Source organism: Nocardioides secundeburneus (genome assembly GCF_039939255.1).
Taxonomy (GTDB): Bacteria; Actinomycetota; Actinomycetes; order Propionibacteriales; family Nocardioidaceae; genus Nocardioides.
Genome location: NZ_JBDUUE010000006.1, coordinates 498341 through 514084 on the forward strand (window position 1 = coordinate 498341; position 15744 = coordinate 514084).

The following is a 15744-nucleotide window of genomic DNA, read 5'->3' on the forward strand; positions in this document are numbered from 1 at the left end:
GTCACGCCTCCCGTCGGGCCGACGCCGCGGCCGACTTCTGCAGCCGGCTGAGCAGCTCGGCGTTGGTGTGGCTGCGGCGCACCTTGTCGAGCAGCGCCGCCAGGGTCGGCGTCCCGCCGGCCGACGACGACCGCCGGAGCCGGGCTACCGCGGCCGCCTCGCTCTCGCCGAGCAGGAGGTCCTCGCGCCGGGTGCCCGACGCGGCGGGGTCGACGGCGGGGAACAGGCGCTGTTCGGCGAGGTCGTGCCGCAGGCGCACGACTGCGTTGGCCGTGCCCTGGAACTCCTCGAGGATCGACTCGTCCATCGCCGAGCCGGTCTCGACGGTGGCGGTCGCGACGATCGTCAGCGACCCGCCGTTCTCGATCGTGCGCGCGGCACCGAAGAACCGCTTCGGCGGGAAGAGCGCGGCCGCGTCGACACCGCTCGGCAGCACGCGGCCCGACGCCGGCGTCGACATGGCGTAGGCGCGGCCGAGCCGGGTGAGCCCGTCGAGCAGCACGACGACGTCGTGCCCAAGCTCGACGAGTCGCTTGGCGCGCTCGATGGCGAGCTCGGCCATCGTGGTGTGGTCGGCGGCCGGACGGTCGAACGTCGAGGCGATGACCTCGCCCTTGACCGAGCGCTGGAAGTCGGTGACCTCCTCCGGACGCCCGTCGACGAGCACGACCATGAGGTGGCACTCGGGGTGGTTGGCCGAGAGCGACGCCGCCAGCGACTGCAGGAGCATGGTCTTGCCGGCGTCGGGCGGGGCGACCACGAGCGCGCGCTGGCCCTTGCCCAGCGGCGCGGTCAGGTCGACCACGCGGCCCGCGACGTCAATCGTGCCGGTCTCGAGGCGCAGTCGCTCCGACGGGTGCAGCGGCACCAGGTTGTCGAACTCGGCGCGGGTGCGCACGGTGTCGGGGTCCTGGCCGTTGACGCTGTCGATGCGCACCATCGGGTTGAACTTCTCGCGGCGCTCGCCCTCGCGCGGGTGCCGCACCTGACCGGTGATCGCGTCGCCGCGGCGCAGACCGAAGCGGCGCACCATCGACAACGACAGGTAGACGTCGTCGGAACCCGGCAGGTAGCCACCGGTGCGCACGAACGCGTAGTTGTCGAGGACGTCGAGGATGCCCGCGGCGGGCACGACGACGTCGTCCTCGAGGATCGTGGTGTCGGGCTCGTGGCGGTTGCCCTGGCGCTGCTGACCGCCCTGGTGCTGGTTGCCGCCCTGGTTCTGGCCGCCCTGCTTGGCCTGCTGGTTGCCCTGGTTGCCCTGGTTGCCCTGGTTGCCCTGCTGACTCCCCTGCTGGCCGCCCTGGCCGCCCTGGCCGCCCTGGTCGTCCTGGTTCTGCCGGTTGCGGTCGCGGCCGCGTCGTCGGCGGTTGCGCCCGGTGCGCGGCTCACCGTCCTGCTGACCGTCCTGCTGGGCGTCCTGCTGGGCGTCCTGTTGAGCGTCCTGCTGGCCGTCCTGCTGCGACTCGCGCTCAGGGTCCCGCTGCGGCGCCTTCTCCGCCTTCTCGACGGGCGGTTCCTCGGCGGCCGGCTTCTCGGCCGGCTTCTCGGCAGGCTTCTCGGCCTTGGCCCGGCTCCTCGACCGCTGCGGGGCCTCGGCCGGCGCCTCGGAGGGCAGGTCGAGCGCGGGCTGCTCGGGTGGGGCGGGCTGCTGCTCGGCCTTCTTCGCCGTCGAGGCGGCGTGCGCCGCCTGCACGCCCTTGATGGCGTCGACGAGCTGGGCCTTCTTCATCGAGCCGGCGCCCTCGATGCCGATGCCCTGGGCCATCGCCTTGAGGTCGGCGAGCAGCATGCCGTTGAGGCCGGCGGGGCGCTTGCGCGGCGCCTTCTCGGCTGCGGGGGTCTCCGTCACGTGGGGTCCTTGGGACGAGTCGAGTCGGGCGTCGACGCGGCCGCAGAGAGCCGGGTCGGGAGAGGTGCACCGCGTGGGGACCACGGGCGGACGCGCCTGACGGCGCGGCCACAGGCTAGCACCCGACGACGGCGGCGCCGGGCACGCCGACCCGCAGCGTGTGCGCGACCCAACCGGGCGGCGTCAGCGCGGTCAGGGCGGCGACGTCGGTGTCGGGTGTCGTCAGCACGAGCACGGTGGGGCCGGCGCCCGAGACGACGCCCGCGTGCCCGGCGTCGCGCAGCCTGCCCACCAGGGCCAGCGAGGCCGGCATCGCGGGCTCGCGGTAGTGCTGGTGCAGCAGGTCGCGGGTGGCGTCGAGCAGCCGGTCGGGCTGACCGGCGAGGGCGGCGACGAGGAGCGCGGCCCGGCCGCTGTTGGCGGCGGCGTCGGCGTGCGGCACGGTGGCCGGCAGCAGGCCGCGCGCGGCCTCGGTGGACAGGGCGTCGGGCGGCACGAACGCCACGGCACCGATGCCGGGCGCCACCGGCGACGTCGTCGACCAGAAGGTGCCTTCGTCGTGCGGTCCGGAGATCGTGAACCCGCCGAACAGGGCCGGCGCGACGTTGTCGGGGTGACCCTCCAGCCGGCAGGCCAGCGCGAACAGCGTGGCGTCGTCGAGCGGGTCGACCAGCAGCGCGCGGGCGAGCACCAGACCACCGACGATCGCCGCGGACGACGACCCGAGGCCACGCGCGTGCGGGATCCGGTTGAGGCAGCGCAGCCGCAGCCCGGCCGGCCGCTCGCCCGCGGCGTCGAACGCGGCGTGCATGGCCCGGACGACGAGGTGCGAGTCGTCGGTCGGGACGGCGTCGGCGCCCTCTCCCTCGACGACGACCTCGAGCCCGGACGGCAGCACCGCGGCCTCGAGCTCGTCGTGCAGGTCGAGCGCCAGCCCGAGGGTGTCGAAGCCCGGGCCGAGGTTGGCCGACGTGGCCGGCACGCGCACGCGCACCGGCCCGGCGACGAACGACATCAGGCGAGTCCGGCGGCCTCGGCGGCCGCGACCACCTCGGCGTCGACGACGGTGTCGACGAGCGGACCGACGCCCTCGAGCGCGGTGGCGGTGTCCTTGAGACCGTGCCCGGTGACCGTGACGACGACGGTGGCGCCCGCGTAGGACTCCCCCGCCGCGAGCTCCTGCAGCAGCCCGGCGATGCCGGCCGCGGACGCGGGCTCGACGAACACGCCGTCGCGGCGCGCCAGCTCGCGCTGGGCGGCGAGGATCTGCTCGTCGCTGACCGCGGCGAAGCGGCCCTCGGACTCCTTCGCGGCCTGCTCGGCCAGGTGCCACGAGGCCGGGTTGCCGATGCGGATCGCGGTGGCGCGGGTCTCGGGGTCGGGGAACGGCTCACCGGTGACCAGCGGGGCGGCGCCCTCGGCCTGGAAGCCGCGCATCACCGGGCGCTTGGTGGAGCGACCGAGGCCGGCGTACTGGGTGTAGCCGAGCCAGTAGGCCGAGATGTTGCCGGCGTTGCCGACCGGCAGCAGGTGGTAGTCGGGGGCGTCGCCCAGGAAGTCGACGATCTCGAACGCGGCGGTCTTCTGGCCCTCGAGCCGGACCGGGTTGACGCTGTTGACGAGCGCGACCGGGTAGTCGACCGCCAGCCCGCGCGCCATCGACAGGCAGTCGTCGAAGTTGCCGCGGACCATGATCACCTGGGCGCCGTGCAGGATCGCCTGGGCCATCTTGCCGGCGGCGATCTTGCCCTCGGGCACCAGCACGAGCGGCTTGAGCCCGGCCTTGGCGGCGTAGGCGGCCATCGAGGCCGAGGTGTTGCCGGTGGAGGCGCACACGACCGCCTCGGCGCCCTCGGCCGCGGCGACCGAGATCGCGGCGGTCATGCCGCGGTCCTTGAACGAGCCGGTGGGGTTGTCGCCCTCGACCTTGAGGTGCACGTCGGCGCCGGTGAGCCCCGAGAGCCACGCGGAGTGCACGAGGGGCGTGCCGCCCTCACGCAGGGTGACCGCGGGCGTGCCCTCGGGGATCTCGAGCAGGTCGCGGTACTCCTCGACGATGCCGCGCCACTGGTGCGTGCTCATTCCTCTGCTCCTTCGACGCGCATCACGGAGGTGACCTCGCGGACGGCGTCCATGCCGCGCAGGTGCTCGACGGTGGCGCTCAGCTGGGCGTCGGTGGCCCCGTGGGAGACGACGACGAGCTTCGCGTCGTCGTCGCGGCCCTCCTGGCGCACGGTCTGGATGGACACGCCGTGCTCGGCGAAGGCGAGCGCGACCGAGGCGAGCACGCCGGCGCGGTCGTCGACGTCGATGGCGACGTGGTAGCGGGTGCGGGTCTCGCCCATGGGCAGCACCGCCCGGTCGGCATAGGCCGACTCGCCGACGCCACGGGCGCCCGAGCCGAGGTTGCGCGCGACCGTGACGAGGTCGCCCATCACCGCGCTCGCCGTGGGCGCACCGCCCGCACCGGGGCCGTAGAACATCAGCTGGCCGGCGGCGTCGGACTCGACGAAGACCGCGTTGTAGGCCTCGCGCACGCTGGCCAGGGGGTGGCTGCGCGGGATCATCGCCGGGTGCACACGGACGGCGACGGCCTCCTCGACCACGCCGTCGCGCTCGTCGCTGCGCAGGTCGCAGATCGCAAGCAGCTTGACCACGCAGCCCATCTCGCGCGCCGAGGCGATGTCGGCGGCGGTGACCTCGCTGATGCCCTCGCGGTGCACGTCGGAGGCGGTGACGCGGGAGTGGAAGGCCAAGGAGGCGAGGATCGCGGCCTTGGCGGCGGCGTCGAAGCCCTCGACGTCGGCGGTCGGGTCGGCCTCGGCGTAGCCGAGCTCCTGCGCCTCGCCGAGCGCCTCGGCGAACCCGGCGCCCGAGGTGTCCATCTTGTCGAGGATGTAGTTGGTGGTGCCGTTGACGATGCCGAGCACCCGGGTGACCCGGTCGCCGGCGAGGCTCTCGCGCAGCGGCCGCAGGATCGGGATGGCCCCGGCGACGGCGGCCTCGTAGTAGAGGTCGCGTCCGGCCTTCTCGGCCGCCTCGAACAGGGTGGGCCCGTCCTCGGCGAGCAGCGCCTTGTTGGCCGTGACGACGCTCGCGCCGTGCTCGAGCGCGGAGAGGATGAGCGTGCGGGCCGGCTCGATGCCGCCGATCACCTCGACGACGAGGTCGACGTCGTCGCGCGCGACCAGGCCGGCGGCGTCGGTGGTCAGCAACCCCTCGGGCAGCTCGACGTCGCGCGGCGCGTCGATGCGGCGCACGGCGACGCCGGCCAGCTCGACCGGACGACCCACGCGCGCGGCGAGGTCACCGGCCTGCTCGTCGAGCAGTCGCACGACCTGCGAGCCGACGACGCCGCAGCCAAGGATCGCCACCTTCAAAGGCTGTCCGCCCTCGTTCATCAAGCACCTACGTCCGTAGCCAACAGATCGTCCTCAGTCTCTCGCCTCAGCAGCACCCGCGCCTCGCCGTCCCGCACCGCGATCACCGGCGGGCGCAGCGCGTGGTTGTAGTTGGAGGCCATCGAGCGGCAGTAGGCACCCGTGCCGGGCACGGCGACCAGGTCGCCCGGGGCGACGTCGCCGGGCAGGAACTCGTCGCGGACGACGACGTCGCCGGCCTCGCAGTGCTTGCCGACGACGCGGGCCAGCACCGGCGGCGCCTGCGACGTGCGGCTGGCCAGCGTGCACGAGTAGTCGGCGTCGTACAGGGCGGTGCGGATGTTGTCGCTCATGCCGCCGTCGACGCTCACGTAGGTGCGCACGGCGCCGCCGTCGAGGGCGACCTGCTTGACGGTGCCGACGGTGTAGACGGTGCACATCGCCGGGCCCACGATGGCCCGACCCGGCTCGATCGACAGCCGCGGGGTCTGCGGCAGGCCGAGGCCGCGGCACTCGTCGTCGACGATCTTGGTCATCTCGGTGGCCAGCTGCGCCGGGTCGGACGGGTCGTCCTGCGTGGTGTAGGCGATGCCGAACCCGCCGCCGAGGTCCATCTCGGGCATGGTCACGCCGAGCTCGTCGGCGACGCGCGCGTGCAGGCGCAGGATGCGGCGCGCGGCGACCTCGAAGCCGGAGGAGTCGAAGATCTGGCTGCCGATGTGGGAGTGCAGGCCGAGCAGCTCGAGACCCGGCGCCGCCTGCACCCGGCCGACGGCCGCGAAGGCGTCGCCGCTGGTGATCGAGAACCCGAACTTCTGGTCCTCGTGCGCGGTGGCGATGTACTCGTGCGTGTGCGCCTCGACGCCGGCGGTGACCCGCACCATCACGCCCTGTCGTGCCCCCAGCTCGGCGGTGATCGCCGCGAGCCGCTCGACCTCGACGAACGAGTCGACGACGATCCGCCCGACGCCGGCCGCGACCGCGCGCCGCAGCTCGGGGTGGGTCTTGTTGTTGCCGTGGTAGCCGATGCGCGCGGGGTCGACGCCGGCGCGCAGCGCGACGGTGAGCTCGCCGTTGCTGCACACGTCGAGGTGCAGGCCCTCCTCGGCCACCCACCGGGCGACGGACGTGCAGAGGAACGCCTTGCCGGCGTAGTAGACGTCGTAGTCGGCGAACGCGTCGCGGAACGCGCGGGCCCGACGCCGGAAGTCCTCCTCGTCGAGCACGTAGGCCGGGGTGTTGTGCTCGGCCACGAGGTCGGCGACCGCCAGCCCACCGACGACCAGGTCGCCGTCGACCTTGTGGGCCGTGGTCGACCACAGCGACGGCACCAGCGCGTTCGGGTCGGCCGGCTCGCGCAACCACGTCGGGCCGCGCAGGGCACCCGGCGCGTGCGCCCAGCCGGCCTCGTGGGTCGTGCTGCTCACATCCGCTCCGGGGCGGAGACGCCGAGCAGGTCGAGCCCGTTGGCGATCACGGTGCGGGAGGCGACGACCAGCGCCAGTCGGGCCCGGTTGACCGCTCCGACGGGCTCGTCGCCCTGCGGCAGCATGCGGCACTCCTTGGTGTCGTACCACTTGTTGAACACCGAGACGGTGTCCTCGAGGTAGCGCGCGATCCGGTGCGGCTCGCGCAGCTCGGCCGCGGAGGCGACCACCCGCGGGTACTCGGCCAGCGCCCGCAGCAGCGCGCCCTCGCGCTCGTGCGAGAGGAGCGAGCCGTCGAGCTCGTCGGGCAGCTCGATGCCGAACTTGGCGGCGTTGGCCACCAGCTGGCTCGTGCGGGCGTGGCCGTACTGCACGTAGTAGACGGGATTGTCGGCCGAGTTCCGAGTGATCTCGGCGACGTCGAGCGTCAGCGGCGAGTCGGCCGGGTAGCGCGCCAGCGAGTAGCGCAGCGCGTCGACGCCGACGGCCGCGACCAGGTCGTCGAGCGCGACGATCGTGCCGGCCCGCTTCGACAGCCGCAGCTCGGCGCCGTCCTGCAGGATCTTGACCAGCTGGCCGATCATCACGTCGAGCGTCTGCGTCGGGTCGTCGCCCACGCACGCCGCCATGGCCTTGAGCCGACCGACGTAGCCGTGGTGGTCGGCACCGAGCAGGTAGATGCAGTGGTCGAAGCCCCGCGACCGCTTGTCGAGGTAGTAGGCGGTGTCGGAGGCGAAGTAGGTCAGCTCGCCGTCGGACTTGATGAGCACGCGGTCCTTGTCGTCGCCGAAGTCGGTCGTGCGCATCCACAGCGCGCCGTCGAGCTCGTAGACGTGGCCGAGGTCCTTCAACCGCTGCAGGGTGTCGGGCACCGAGCCCGACTCGTGCAGCGCCACCTCGGAGGCCCACACGTCGAAGTGGGTGTTGAACGCGGCCAGCGACGCCTGCTGCTCGGCGAGCTGGACGGCGTAGCCCGCCGCCCGCACCGCGACCCGGCGCTCGTCGGCCGGAAGCTCGAAGATGCCCGGCTCGCGCTCGCCGACCGCCGTCGCCAGGTCGGCGATGTACTCCCCCGCGTAGCCGTCGGCCGGCGTCGGCTCGCCCAGCGCGGCGGCGATGATCGAGTCGGCGAAGTGGTTCATCTGCACGCCGCGGTCGTTGATGTAGAACTCGCGCGTCACCTCGGCGCCCGCCGCCGCCAGCACCCGGCCGATCGCGTCGCCCAGCACCGCCCACCGCGTGTGCCCGAGGTGCAGCGGACCGGTCGGGTTGGCCGAGATGAACTCGACGTTGATCTTCTGCCCGGCCAGCGTGTCGAGCCGCCCGTAGGCCGCACCCGCCGCGACGACGTCGGCCGCCACCTTGCCCTGGGCCCCCGCGGCCACCGTCACGTTGATGAAGCCCGGGCCCGCGACGTCGACCGCCGCGATGCCCTCGGACTCGCGCAGCCGCGCCGCCAGCAGGTCGGCCAGGTCGCGCGGCTTCACCCCGGCCCGCTTGGCCAGCTTGAGCGCCACGTTGGTCGCATAGTCGCCGTGCGACTTCTCGCGCGGTCGCTCCACCGTCACCTCGGCCGGGACGCCGTCGGCGAGGACGAGCGCGCCCTCGTCGACGAGCGACGTCAGGGCGTCGACGACAGTGGCGGAGAGCTGGGCCGGATTCACCGGGCCAGCGTATCGACGGCTACCGGTTCGCTTCCTCCCGGTTCTGCCGGGTAGTGTCACGTCACGCGTCGTGACGTTCCATCGACGACGCACTGCCTCCGTAGCTCAGGGGATAGAGCACCGGTTTCCGGTACCGGGTGCCGCAGGTTCGAATCCTGCCGGAGGCGCTCTGTTGGATTTGCTCGCTGCGCGAGCCGCGCCGAGCTGACGTCTTCTCTCCTCGCTCGCTCGAGGGCTCGCTTCGCGTCGCCCTCGATTCGCTCGTCGGTCAGACGTCAGCGCGCGGCCCGCTCCGCTTCGCGGCGGTTGTCCTCGGTCCGTGGTGGCGTCGTCGTGGCGCTCGGTGGCTGATCTGCGCGAGGCGACCATGGTCGCCTTCGTCAGCACTCCTCGATGACGGCCGTGGTGCGGGCCTCGTCGCCGTAGCGCTGCGCGGCGGCGGTGTCGGGGGTGACGACGGAGGCTCCGCCGATGTCGGCGATGCCGCCCTGGACGACGCAGCCGGTGATCCGCGACGGGCGCACCTGGGCGATGGCGTGGGCGATGCGGAAGAGCTGGGCCGGGCTGAGGTCGGTGTCGGTGTGCTCCATGACCGTCAGCACGCCCTTCTCGATGAACCCGCTGGTGCCGTGCTGGGCGCGGATGCGCTTCTGGATGCCCCGCAGGACCAGCTGCTGGTTGGCCGAGCGGTCGAAGTCGCCGCCGATGAGGGTCTTGCGGATGCGGGAGAACGCCATTGCGCTGTAGCCGTTGAGCTTGACCTTGCCGGCCGGGAAGCCGTCGTCCTTGAGGTTGACGTCGTCGAACTCGCGCGGGTTGTCGACGGTGATGCCGCCGATGTCGTCGACCATGTCCTCGAAGAAGGGGAACCGGGTCACGAAGATGTAGTCGGGCGCGATGCCGACGAGCTCGGCGACGGTGTCGCCGAGCAGCTGAGGCCCGCCGTAGGTCATCGCGGCGTTGATCCGGTCGCTGCCGTAGCCGGGGATCGTGACGTAGGAGTCGCGCGGGATGCCGATCGAGGTGGCCGCACCGGTCTCGGTGTTCATGCCGACCAGCTGCAGCGCGTCGCCGCGGACCCGGGTCATCTCCTCGCCGGGCCGGGCGTCGGAGCCGACGCCGAGGATCCACACGACGTCGTCGTCGGAGACCGCGACACCCTCGGCCTTGCGGTACTCGACGAGCACGGCCTGGGTGGCGGCGTTGCCGCTGTTGGGCACGGCCACGCCGAGGACGGCGAGCATCAGGGCCAGCACGCCGAGGCGGCGGAGTCGGGACGTGAGCGTCATGAGGCGTCTCCTCGCTGGACGTCGTAGGCGAAGACGCGCCATCCGTCGCCCTTGCCGTAGGTCAGGTAGAGGCTGCCGAAGACCCGCTCGCTGCGCGCGCCGGCCTCCCCGGTGCGGGTCATGTCGAGCTCGAAGACCGCCGTGACGGCGGCAGCCTTGCCGCCGTCGGAGAGGACGTCGATCTCGACCGTGCGCGCGTCGGCGCGGGGCGGCTGCACGGTGGTGGTGCCCACGCCCTCGTTGGACATCAGGGTCGTGTCGTCACGAGCCCGCTTCTGCGCCCCCTCGGTGAAGACCGAGTAGGCGTCGCCGAAGTCGGTGCGCGGGTACTCGCCGCCGAGGAAGGCGTGGTCGAACCACTCGTCGACCACGGCCGTGATCTTCCGCTGGAGCGTGGCCTGTTCCTTCCGCCCCAGACGGCCGCCGGTGACGGTACGGATGGACGACGTGGTCGACGTCACGCCGACATCGGCCGGGTCGACCGGGGGCGCGGGGGCCGAGCTGGGGTCGGCGTCGGGCTCGTCGTCGCTGCTGCAGCCAGCCGCGAGAGTCAGCGCGAGCAGCGCGGCGACGGCCGCCGTGGCGGCACGGGAGGGGCGAGGTGGCATGAGGGCGGTGGTGCTCCAGGTCCGGTCGGAGGGGGACGTGACTGTGGTGTCGACAACAGGGTGCCTGAAAGTCGACCCGGGGCCGCGCATTTGCTGGCCCGTGGGTCTAGCCTGGATGACGCCCGCTCATCGGACTCGCACCCCGTCAACCTGCTCTCACCCGGAAGAGGCGAACCCAGCCGTGCCGCAGTCGTCAGGCCCGTCCACCCACTCCACCGAACCCGGCTCCGACTTCGGAGCCAACGCCTGGCTCGTGGAGGAGATGCGGGAGGCGTACGACGCCGATCCCGGCAGTGTCGACGCGACGTGGGCCGCCTACTTCAAGAACGGCGGCGCGGGCAACGGCAACGGCAACGGCTCGTCGGCCCCGAAGGCGCCCGAGCCCCGCGCCGCGACGAAGACCGAGCCCAAGCCCGCGGCCAAGGCGGAACCGAAGGCCGAGCCGAAGTCCGCACCGAAGGCCGAGCCCCGCGAGGTCACCAAGGCCGCCGAGCCGGCGAAGGCGACCAGCAACCCGACGCCGAAGGAGGCGCCGAAGGCCGAGCCGAGCGCCGCCAGCGACGAGCCGACCTACACGGTGCTCCGCGGCGCCCCCGCCCGCACGGCGGCCAACATGGACGCCTCGCTCGCCGTGCCCACGGCCACGTCGGTGCGCGCCGTCCCGGTCAAGCTGCTGTGGGACAACCGCATCGTCATCAACTCCCACCTCGCCCGGGCGCGCGGCGGCAAGGTCTCCTTCACCCACCTGATCGGCTACGCGCTGGTCAAGGCCGTGAAGTCGATGCCGGAGATGAACAGCGGCTTCGAGGTCGTCGACGGCAAGCCCAACCTGATCACCCCCGCGCACATCAACCTCGGTCTCGCGATCGACGTCCCGAAGCCCGACGGCAGCCGTCAGCTGCTGGTGCCGTCGATCAAGGCCGCCGAGAACATGGACTTCGCGGCGTTCTGGACCGCCTACGAGGACGTCGTCCGCAAGGCGCGCAACAACAAGCTGACCGTCGACGACTTCAAGGGCACCTCGATCAGCCTGACCAACCCGGGCGGCATCGGCACCGTGCACTCGGTGCCGCGCCTCATGGCCGGGCAGGGCGCGATCATCGGCGTCGGCGCCATGGAGTACCCGGCCGAGTGGCAGGGCGCCTCCGACGAGGCCATCGCCCGCAACGCCATCAGCAAGGTCATGACCCTCACCTCGACCTACGACCACCGCGTCATCCAGGGCGCGCAGTCGGGCGAGTTCCTCAAGCGCGTGCACCAGCTCCTCCTCGGCGAGGACGGCTTCTACGACGAGATCTTCCGCTCGCTGCGCATCCCCTACGAGCCGATCCGCTGGAACAGCGACGTCGCCGCCTCGCACGACGACGAGATCGACAAGCAGGCCCGCATCCTCGAGCTCATCCACGCCTACCGGGTGCGCGGGCACCTCATGGCCGACACCGACCCGCTCGAGTACCGCCAGCGCAGCCACCCCGACCTGCAGATCGAGTCGCACGGCCTGACGCTGTGGGACCTCGACCGCGAGTTCCCCACGGGCTCGTTCGGTGGCGAGGGCCGGCGGTTCATGAAGCTGCGCCACATCCTCGGCATCCTGCGCGACTCCTACTGCCGCACCACCGGCATCGAGTACATGCACATCATGGATCCCGAGCAGCGCCGCTGGATCCAGGAGCGCGTCGAGCAGCCGCACAGCAAGCCGCCCCGTGAGGAGCAGCTGCGCATCCTGCTCAAGCTCAACCAGGCCGAGGCCTTCGAGACGTTCCTGCAGACCAAGTTCGTCGGCCAGAAGCGCTTCAGCCTCGAGGGCGGCGAGACCACGATCCCCGTCGTCGACGAGATCTGCGAGGCCGCCGCCGAGGCCGGGCTCGACGAGGTCACGATCGGCATGGCCCACCGTGGCCGGCTCAACGTGCTCGCCAACATCGTGCAGAAGAAGTACAGCCAGATCTTCCGCGAGTTCGAGGGCAACATCGACCCGCGCACGGTCCAGGGCTCCGGCGACGTGAAGTACCACCTCGGCGCCGAGGGCGAGTTCACCTCCGAGAAGGGCGCGCGGATCAACGTCTCCGTCGCCGCCAACCCCTCGCACCTCGAGGCCGTCGACCCGGTGCTCGAGGGCATCGCCCGCGCCAAGCAGGACGTCCTCGACCGTGGCCACGACTTCCCGGTCCTGCCGGTGCTCATCCACGGCGACGCGGCGTTTGCCGGACAGGGTGTCGTGGCCGAGACGCTCAACCTCAGCCAGCTGCGCGGCTACCGTACCGGCGGCACGATCCACGTCGTCGTCAACAACCAGGTCGGCTTCACCACCTCGCCCGGCTCGTCGCGCTCCTCGCTCTACTGCACCGACGTCGCCCGCATGGTCCAGGCGCCGATCTTCCACGTCAACGGCGACGACCCGGAGGCCTGCATCCGCGTCGCCCGGCTCGCCTACGAGTACCGCGCGGCGTTCAACAAGGACGTCGTCATCGACCTCGTCTGCTACCGCCGCCGCGGTCACAACGAGGGCGACGACCCGTCGTACACCCAGCCGCTCATGTACGACCTCATCGAGCAGAAGCGCTCGGTCCGCAAGCTCTACACCGAGTCCCTCATCGGTCGCGGCGACATCACGATCGAGGAGGCCGAGCAGGTGCTGGCCGACTACCAGCAGCAGCTCGAGCGGGTCTTCACCGAGGTCAAGGAGGCGACGTCCCAGCCCAAGGACTGGACGACCGTCCCCGACTACCCCGACAAGCCGGCCGCCGAGACCACGACGTCGATCAGCCAGGAGTACCTGAAGCGGATCTCCGACGCCTACGTCAGCCCGCCCGAGGGCTTCACCGTGCACCCGAAGGTGATGCCGCAGCTGCAGCGGCGCGCCAACGCGATCACCGACGGCCCCATCGACTGGGGCACCGGCGAGATCCTGGCGTTCGGCTCGCTGCTCATGGACGGTCGTCCCGTCCGCCTGGCCGGTCAGGACTCGCGCCGCGGCACGTTCGTGTCGCGCTTCGCCACCATCATCGACCGCACCAACGCCGACGAGTGGACGCCGCTGGCCTCGCTCAGCGACGACCAGGCGAAGTTCTACGTCTACGACTCGCTGCTCTCCGAGTACGCCGCGCTCGGCTTCGAGTACGGCTACTCCGTGGCCCGCCCCGAAGCGCTCACGCTCTGGGAGGCGCAGTTCGGCGACTTCGTCAACGGCGCCCAGACGGTCATCGACGAGTTCATCTCCTCCGGCGAGACCAAGTGGCGCCAGCAGTCGGGCGTCGTCCTGCTGCTGCCCCACGGCTACGAGGGCCAGGGCCCCGACCACTCCTCGGCCCGCATCGAGCGGTTCCTGCAGATGGCCGCCGACGAGGCCTTCGTGGTCGCCCAGCCCTCCACGCCGGCGTCCTACTTCCACCTGCTGCGCAAGCAGGCGCTCGGCGAGGCGCACCGCCCGCTGATCGTCTTCACGCCGAAGTCGATGCTCAAGCGCAAGGAGGCCGCCTCGCAGCCGGGCGACTTCACCGACGGCACCGCGTTCCGCCCGTTCATCTCCGACGCCGACGCCGACCAGGACAAGGTCGACACGCTGCTGCTGTGCTCGGGCCGCGTCACCTGGGACCTGATGGTCGAGCGCGCCAAGCGCGACGACGGCGACCGCTTCGCGATCGCCCGCGTCGAGCAGCTCTACCCGCGCCCGGAGGACGAGATCCGCACGGAGATCGCCCGCTACCCGCACCTGAAGTCGGTCCGGTGGGTGCAGGACGAGCCCGAGAACATGGGCCCCTGGTCGCACTACGCGATGAACACCTGGCCGCACGTCGACGCCCAGGTCGAGCCGATCACGCGCCCGCAGTCGTCGTCGCCGTCCGTCGGCACCGTGAAGCGGCACCTCGCCGAGCAGAAGGAGCTCATCGAGCGCGCCTTCGCCTGAGCAACCCGTCCCGCGCGCCGTCCGATCGACTCGGGCGGCGCGCGGTCGCGTTCGGGGCCTGCGAGACTGACCGGGTGTACTTCACCGACCGTGGCATCGAGGAGCTCGAGAAGCGTCGAGGTGACGAGGAGGTCACCCTGGCCTGGGTGGCCGAGCAGCTGCAGGGCTTCGTCGACAGCCACCCCGAGTTCGAGACCGCCGTCGAGCGGTTCGCGACCTGGCTCGCGCGGCTCGACGACCCGGACGACTGAGCCGCTCCACCACCGACGATTCCGGGCTCCCGCGCCGGTCGACACCCCCATGCTCGCTGACCACGTCGTCCTCGCCCTGCCCACCGCCGACCGCGTGCGCGCCCATGCCTTCTGGGGTGCCGGCGGACTCGGGCTCGAGACACCGGGCCCGCTCGCCGACGACGGTGTGCCCGAGCCGCTCCAGGTCGTGCTCAACCCCGGTCTCACCGTGATGCTCGTGCCGACCGGCGGATTCGGCTGGACCGCGGCCGGCCGCGCGGTGGCCGAGCCCGGCGTCGTCGAGTGTCAGCTCAGCATCAGTCTCGACTCCCCCGCCGCCGTCGACGCGTTCGTCGAGCGCGCCCGAGCCGCTGGTGCCGAGGTGGCCGCGGAGCCAACCGGCCAGCCCTGGGGCTACACGGCCACGCTGGCCGATCCCGACGGACACCTGCTGATGGCGCTGGCACCCTCCGGCTGACGTGCCGCTAGCCCCGGATCCGGTCGGAATCGGGGCTGGTGGGGCGTTCAGGGATGTCGGCGGGTGTGGGTGCCGGGTGGTGGCCTGCGGTCGGCGGTCTTCTCGATGCCGGTTGGTGAGGTCCAGTGGTAGAGGCCGGGTTCGACCATCCGGTAGGCCCAGTCGCCGTGGGTCTTCGCGCGGTGGTGCCTGCGGCAGAGCAGGGCGAGGTTCCAGGTCGCGGTGATGCCACCTGACTCCCAGGCGACGATGTGGTCGAGGTCGACCCGACGCCGGGTGCAGTCGGGGAAGACGCAGCACCGGTCGCGGAGCGTGACGCGTTCGCGGATCGCGTCGCTGGGTCGGTAGGCCGGGGTCTCGGCGGATTCGGCGAGGTCGATCACCGGCTTCACCGTGACGTTCGTGCCGGCCGCCTGACACCATTCACGGACCTGCTGGACGAGGAGCGGGGTCTGGGTGTTGTCGAGCAGACCCGGCAGGTCAGGGTCGACCGCGTCGAGGTGGGCGTAGATCGTCACCCCACGCCCACCACCGCTGGTGTCGAGGTCCAACGACAACTGGTGGCGGGCCATCTCCCCCAGGGCCTGCGAACGCCGCACGTCCAACGTCTCGGTCGACCCGAGGTCGGCCAAGGCCTGGGCGCCATCGCGCAGCGCGTGCTCGAGATCGATCGCATCAGCGGTGTCCAACGTGGCGACGACGTCGACGGTGCCGTCGGTGGTCGCACCAGCCAGGTACACGGTGACCCGCCGGTCCTCGAGCGCCGCGAGGCGTCGGGCTTCGGCGTCGGCGGGGTCGTGCTCGGCCCGGGCCGCGTCGACGGTGCGGTCGAGCTGGGCGAACGAGCACCGGTCCGCGACCGGTGCGATGAACCGGTCGACGTGCCACGCCGCCGCTTCGGACAGGCTC

At 72.1% G+C, this 15744-nt stretch carries 12 protein-coding genes and 1 tRNA gene; 4 read left to right on the plus strand and 9 right to left on the minus strand.

All coding sequences use genetic code 11. The features are described from left to right. Position 1: 1 nt before the first annotated feature. The 6 genes from rho to argS all read right to left on the minus strand — a co-directional run bounded on the left by rho (position 2) and on the right by argS (position 8323). The gene (rho, locus tag ABFT23_RS18750; RefSeq protein WP_347897929.1) at positions 2-1852 is read right to left on the minus strand and encodes a transcription termination factor Rho; all 1851 of its coding nucleotides are present in this window, start codon (positions 1850-1852) and stop codon (positions 2-4) included. A 115-nt stretch (positions 1853-1967) separates the two neighbouring features. Continuing rightward, entirely contained in the window at positions 1968-2867 is a 900-nt protein-coding gene (thrB, locus tag ABFT23_RS18755; protein WP_347897931.1) for a homoserine kinase, read from the minus strand. Continuing rightward, positions 2867-3934, minus strand: a complete 1068-nt coding sequence (gene thrC, locus ABFT23_RS18760) for a threonine synthase (protein WP_347897933.1) — start codon at positions 3932-3934, stop codon at positions 2867-2869. Before thrC ends, thrB begins: the two co-directional genes overlap by 1 nt. After that, complete coding sequence (locus ABFT23_RS18765) at positions 3931-5253, minus strand: homoserine dehydrogenase (RefSeq protein WP_347897935.1); 1323 nt, start codon at positions 5251-5253, stop codon at positions 3931-3933. Before ABFT23_RS18765 ends, thrC begins: the two co-directional genes overlap by 4 nt. Further along, positions 5253-6659: a diaminopimelate decarboxylase gene (gene lysA, locus ABFT23_RS18770; protein WP_347897937.1), complete on the minus strand. Its 1407-nt coding sequence runs from the start codon at positions 6657-6659 to the stop codon at positions 5253-5255. The genes ABFT23_RS18765 and lysA overlap by 1 nt, the downstream gene beginning before the upstream one ends. Further along, complete coding sequence (argS, locus tag ABFT23_RS18775) at positions 6656-8323, minus strand: arginine--tRNA ligase (RefSeq protein WP_347897939.1); 1668 nt, start codon at positions 8321-8323, stop codon at positions 6656-6658. The genes lysA and argS overlap by 4 nt, the downstream gene beginning before the upstream one ends. 94 nt (positions 8324-8417) lie before the next feature. Here argS and ABFT23_RS18780 point away from each other — a divergent pair. Next, positions 8418-8490, plus strand: a tRNA-Arg gene (locus ABFT23_RS18780). A 213-nt stretch (positions 8491-8703) separates the two neighbouring features. On the opposite strand, the gene ABFT23_RS18785 is transcribed toward ABFT23_RS18780, so the two are convergent. Together ABFT23_RS18785 and ABFT23_RS18790 are read right to left on the minus strand one after the other, a co-directional pair. Beyond that, positions 8704-9612, minus strand: coding sequence for an LCP family protein (locus ABFT23_RS18785; protein WP_347897941.1), 909 nt, complete (start codon positions 9610-9612; stop codon positions 8704-8706). Beyond that, positions 9609-10220: a hypothetical protein gene (locus ABFT23_RS18790; RefSeq protein WP_347897943.1), complete on the minus strand. Its 612-nt coding sequence runs from the start codon at positions 10218-10220 to the stop codon at positions 9609-9611. Before ABFT23_RS18790 ends, ABFT23_RS18785 begins: the two co-directional genes overlap by 4 nt. Before the next feature lie 115 nt (positions 10221-10335). On the opposite strand from ABFT23_RS18790, the gene ABFT23_RS18795 reads away from it, so the two are divergent. From ABFT23_RS18795 to ABFT23_RS18805, 3 genes are all read left to right on the plus strand, one after another. Then, positions 10336-14127 (plus strand): multifunctional oxoglutarate decarboxylase/oxoglutarate dehydrogenase thiamine pyrophosphate-binding subunit/dihydrolipoyllysine-residue succinyltransferase subunit, encoded by a 3792-nt coding sequence (locus ABFT23_RS18795; RefSeq protein WP_457623719.1) that lies wholly within the window; start codon positions 10336-10338, stop codon positions 14125-14127. Positions 14128-14201: 74 nt separating this feature from the next. Next, positions 14202-14378 (plus strand): DUF6104 family protein, encoded by a 177-nt coding sequence (locus ABFT23_RS18800; RefSeq protein WP_347897946.1) that lies wholly within the window; start codon positions 14202-14204, stop codon positions 14376-14378. Positions 14379-14427: 49 nt separating this feature from the next. Then, positions 14428-14835: a VOC family protein gene (locus ABFT23_RS18805; protein WP_347897948.1), complete on the plus strand. Its 408-nt coding sequence runs from the start codon at positions 14428-14430 to the stop codon at positions 14833-14835. Between the two features lie 47 nt (positions 14836-14882). On the opposite strand, the gene ABFT23_RS18810 is transcribed toward ABFT23_RS18805, so the two are convergent. Beyond that, a partial coding sequence (locus ABFT23_RS18810) for an HNH endonuclease signature motif containing protein (RefSeq protein ID WP_347897950.1) occupies positions 14883-15744 on the minus strand: 862 nt, incomplete at its 5' end.

Excerpts from the sequence above, each read along its gene's own strand:
- ABFT23_RS18795 (WP_457623719.1), top strand. The coding sequence starts at position 10,336 with ATGACGCCCGCTCATCGGACTCGCACCCCGTCAACCTGCTCTCACCCG.
- ABFT23_RS18785 (WP_347897941.1), bottom strand. The coding sequence starts at position 9,612 with ATGACGCTCACGTCCCGACTCCGCCGCCTCGGCGTGCTGGCCCTGATG.
- thrC (WP_347897933.1), bottom strand. The coding sequence starts at position 3,934 with ATGAGCACGCACCAGTGGCGCGGCATCGTCGAGGAGTACCGCGACCTG.
- ABFT23_RS18790 (WP_347897943.1), bottom strand. The coding sequence starts at position 10,220 with ATGCCACCTCGCCCCTCCCGTGCCGCCACGGCGGCCGTCGCCGCGCTG.
- ABFT23_RS18765 (WP_347897935.1), bottom strand. The coding sequence starts at position 5,253 with ATGAACGAGGGCGGACAGCCTTTGAAGGTGGCGATCCTTGGCTGCGGC.
- thrB (WP_347897931.1), bottom strand. The coding sequence starts at position 2,867 with ATGTCGTTCGTCGCCGGGCCGGTGCGCGTGCGCGTGCCGGCCACGTCG.
- ABFT23_RS18805 (WP_347897948.1), top strand. The coding sequence starts at position 14,428 with ATGCTCGCTGACCACGTCGTCCTCGCCCTGCCCACCGCCGACCGCGTG.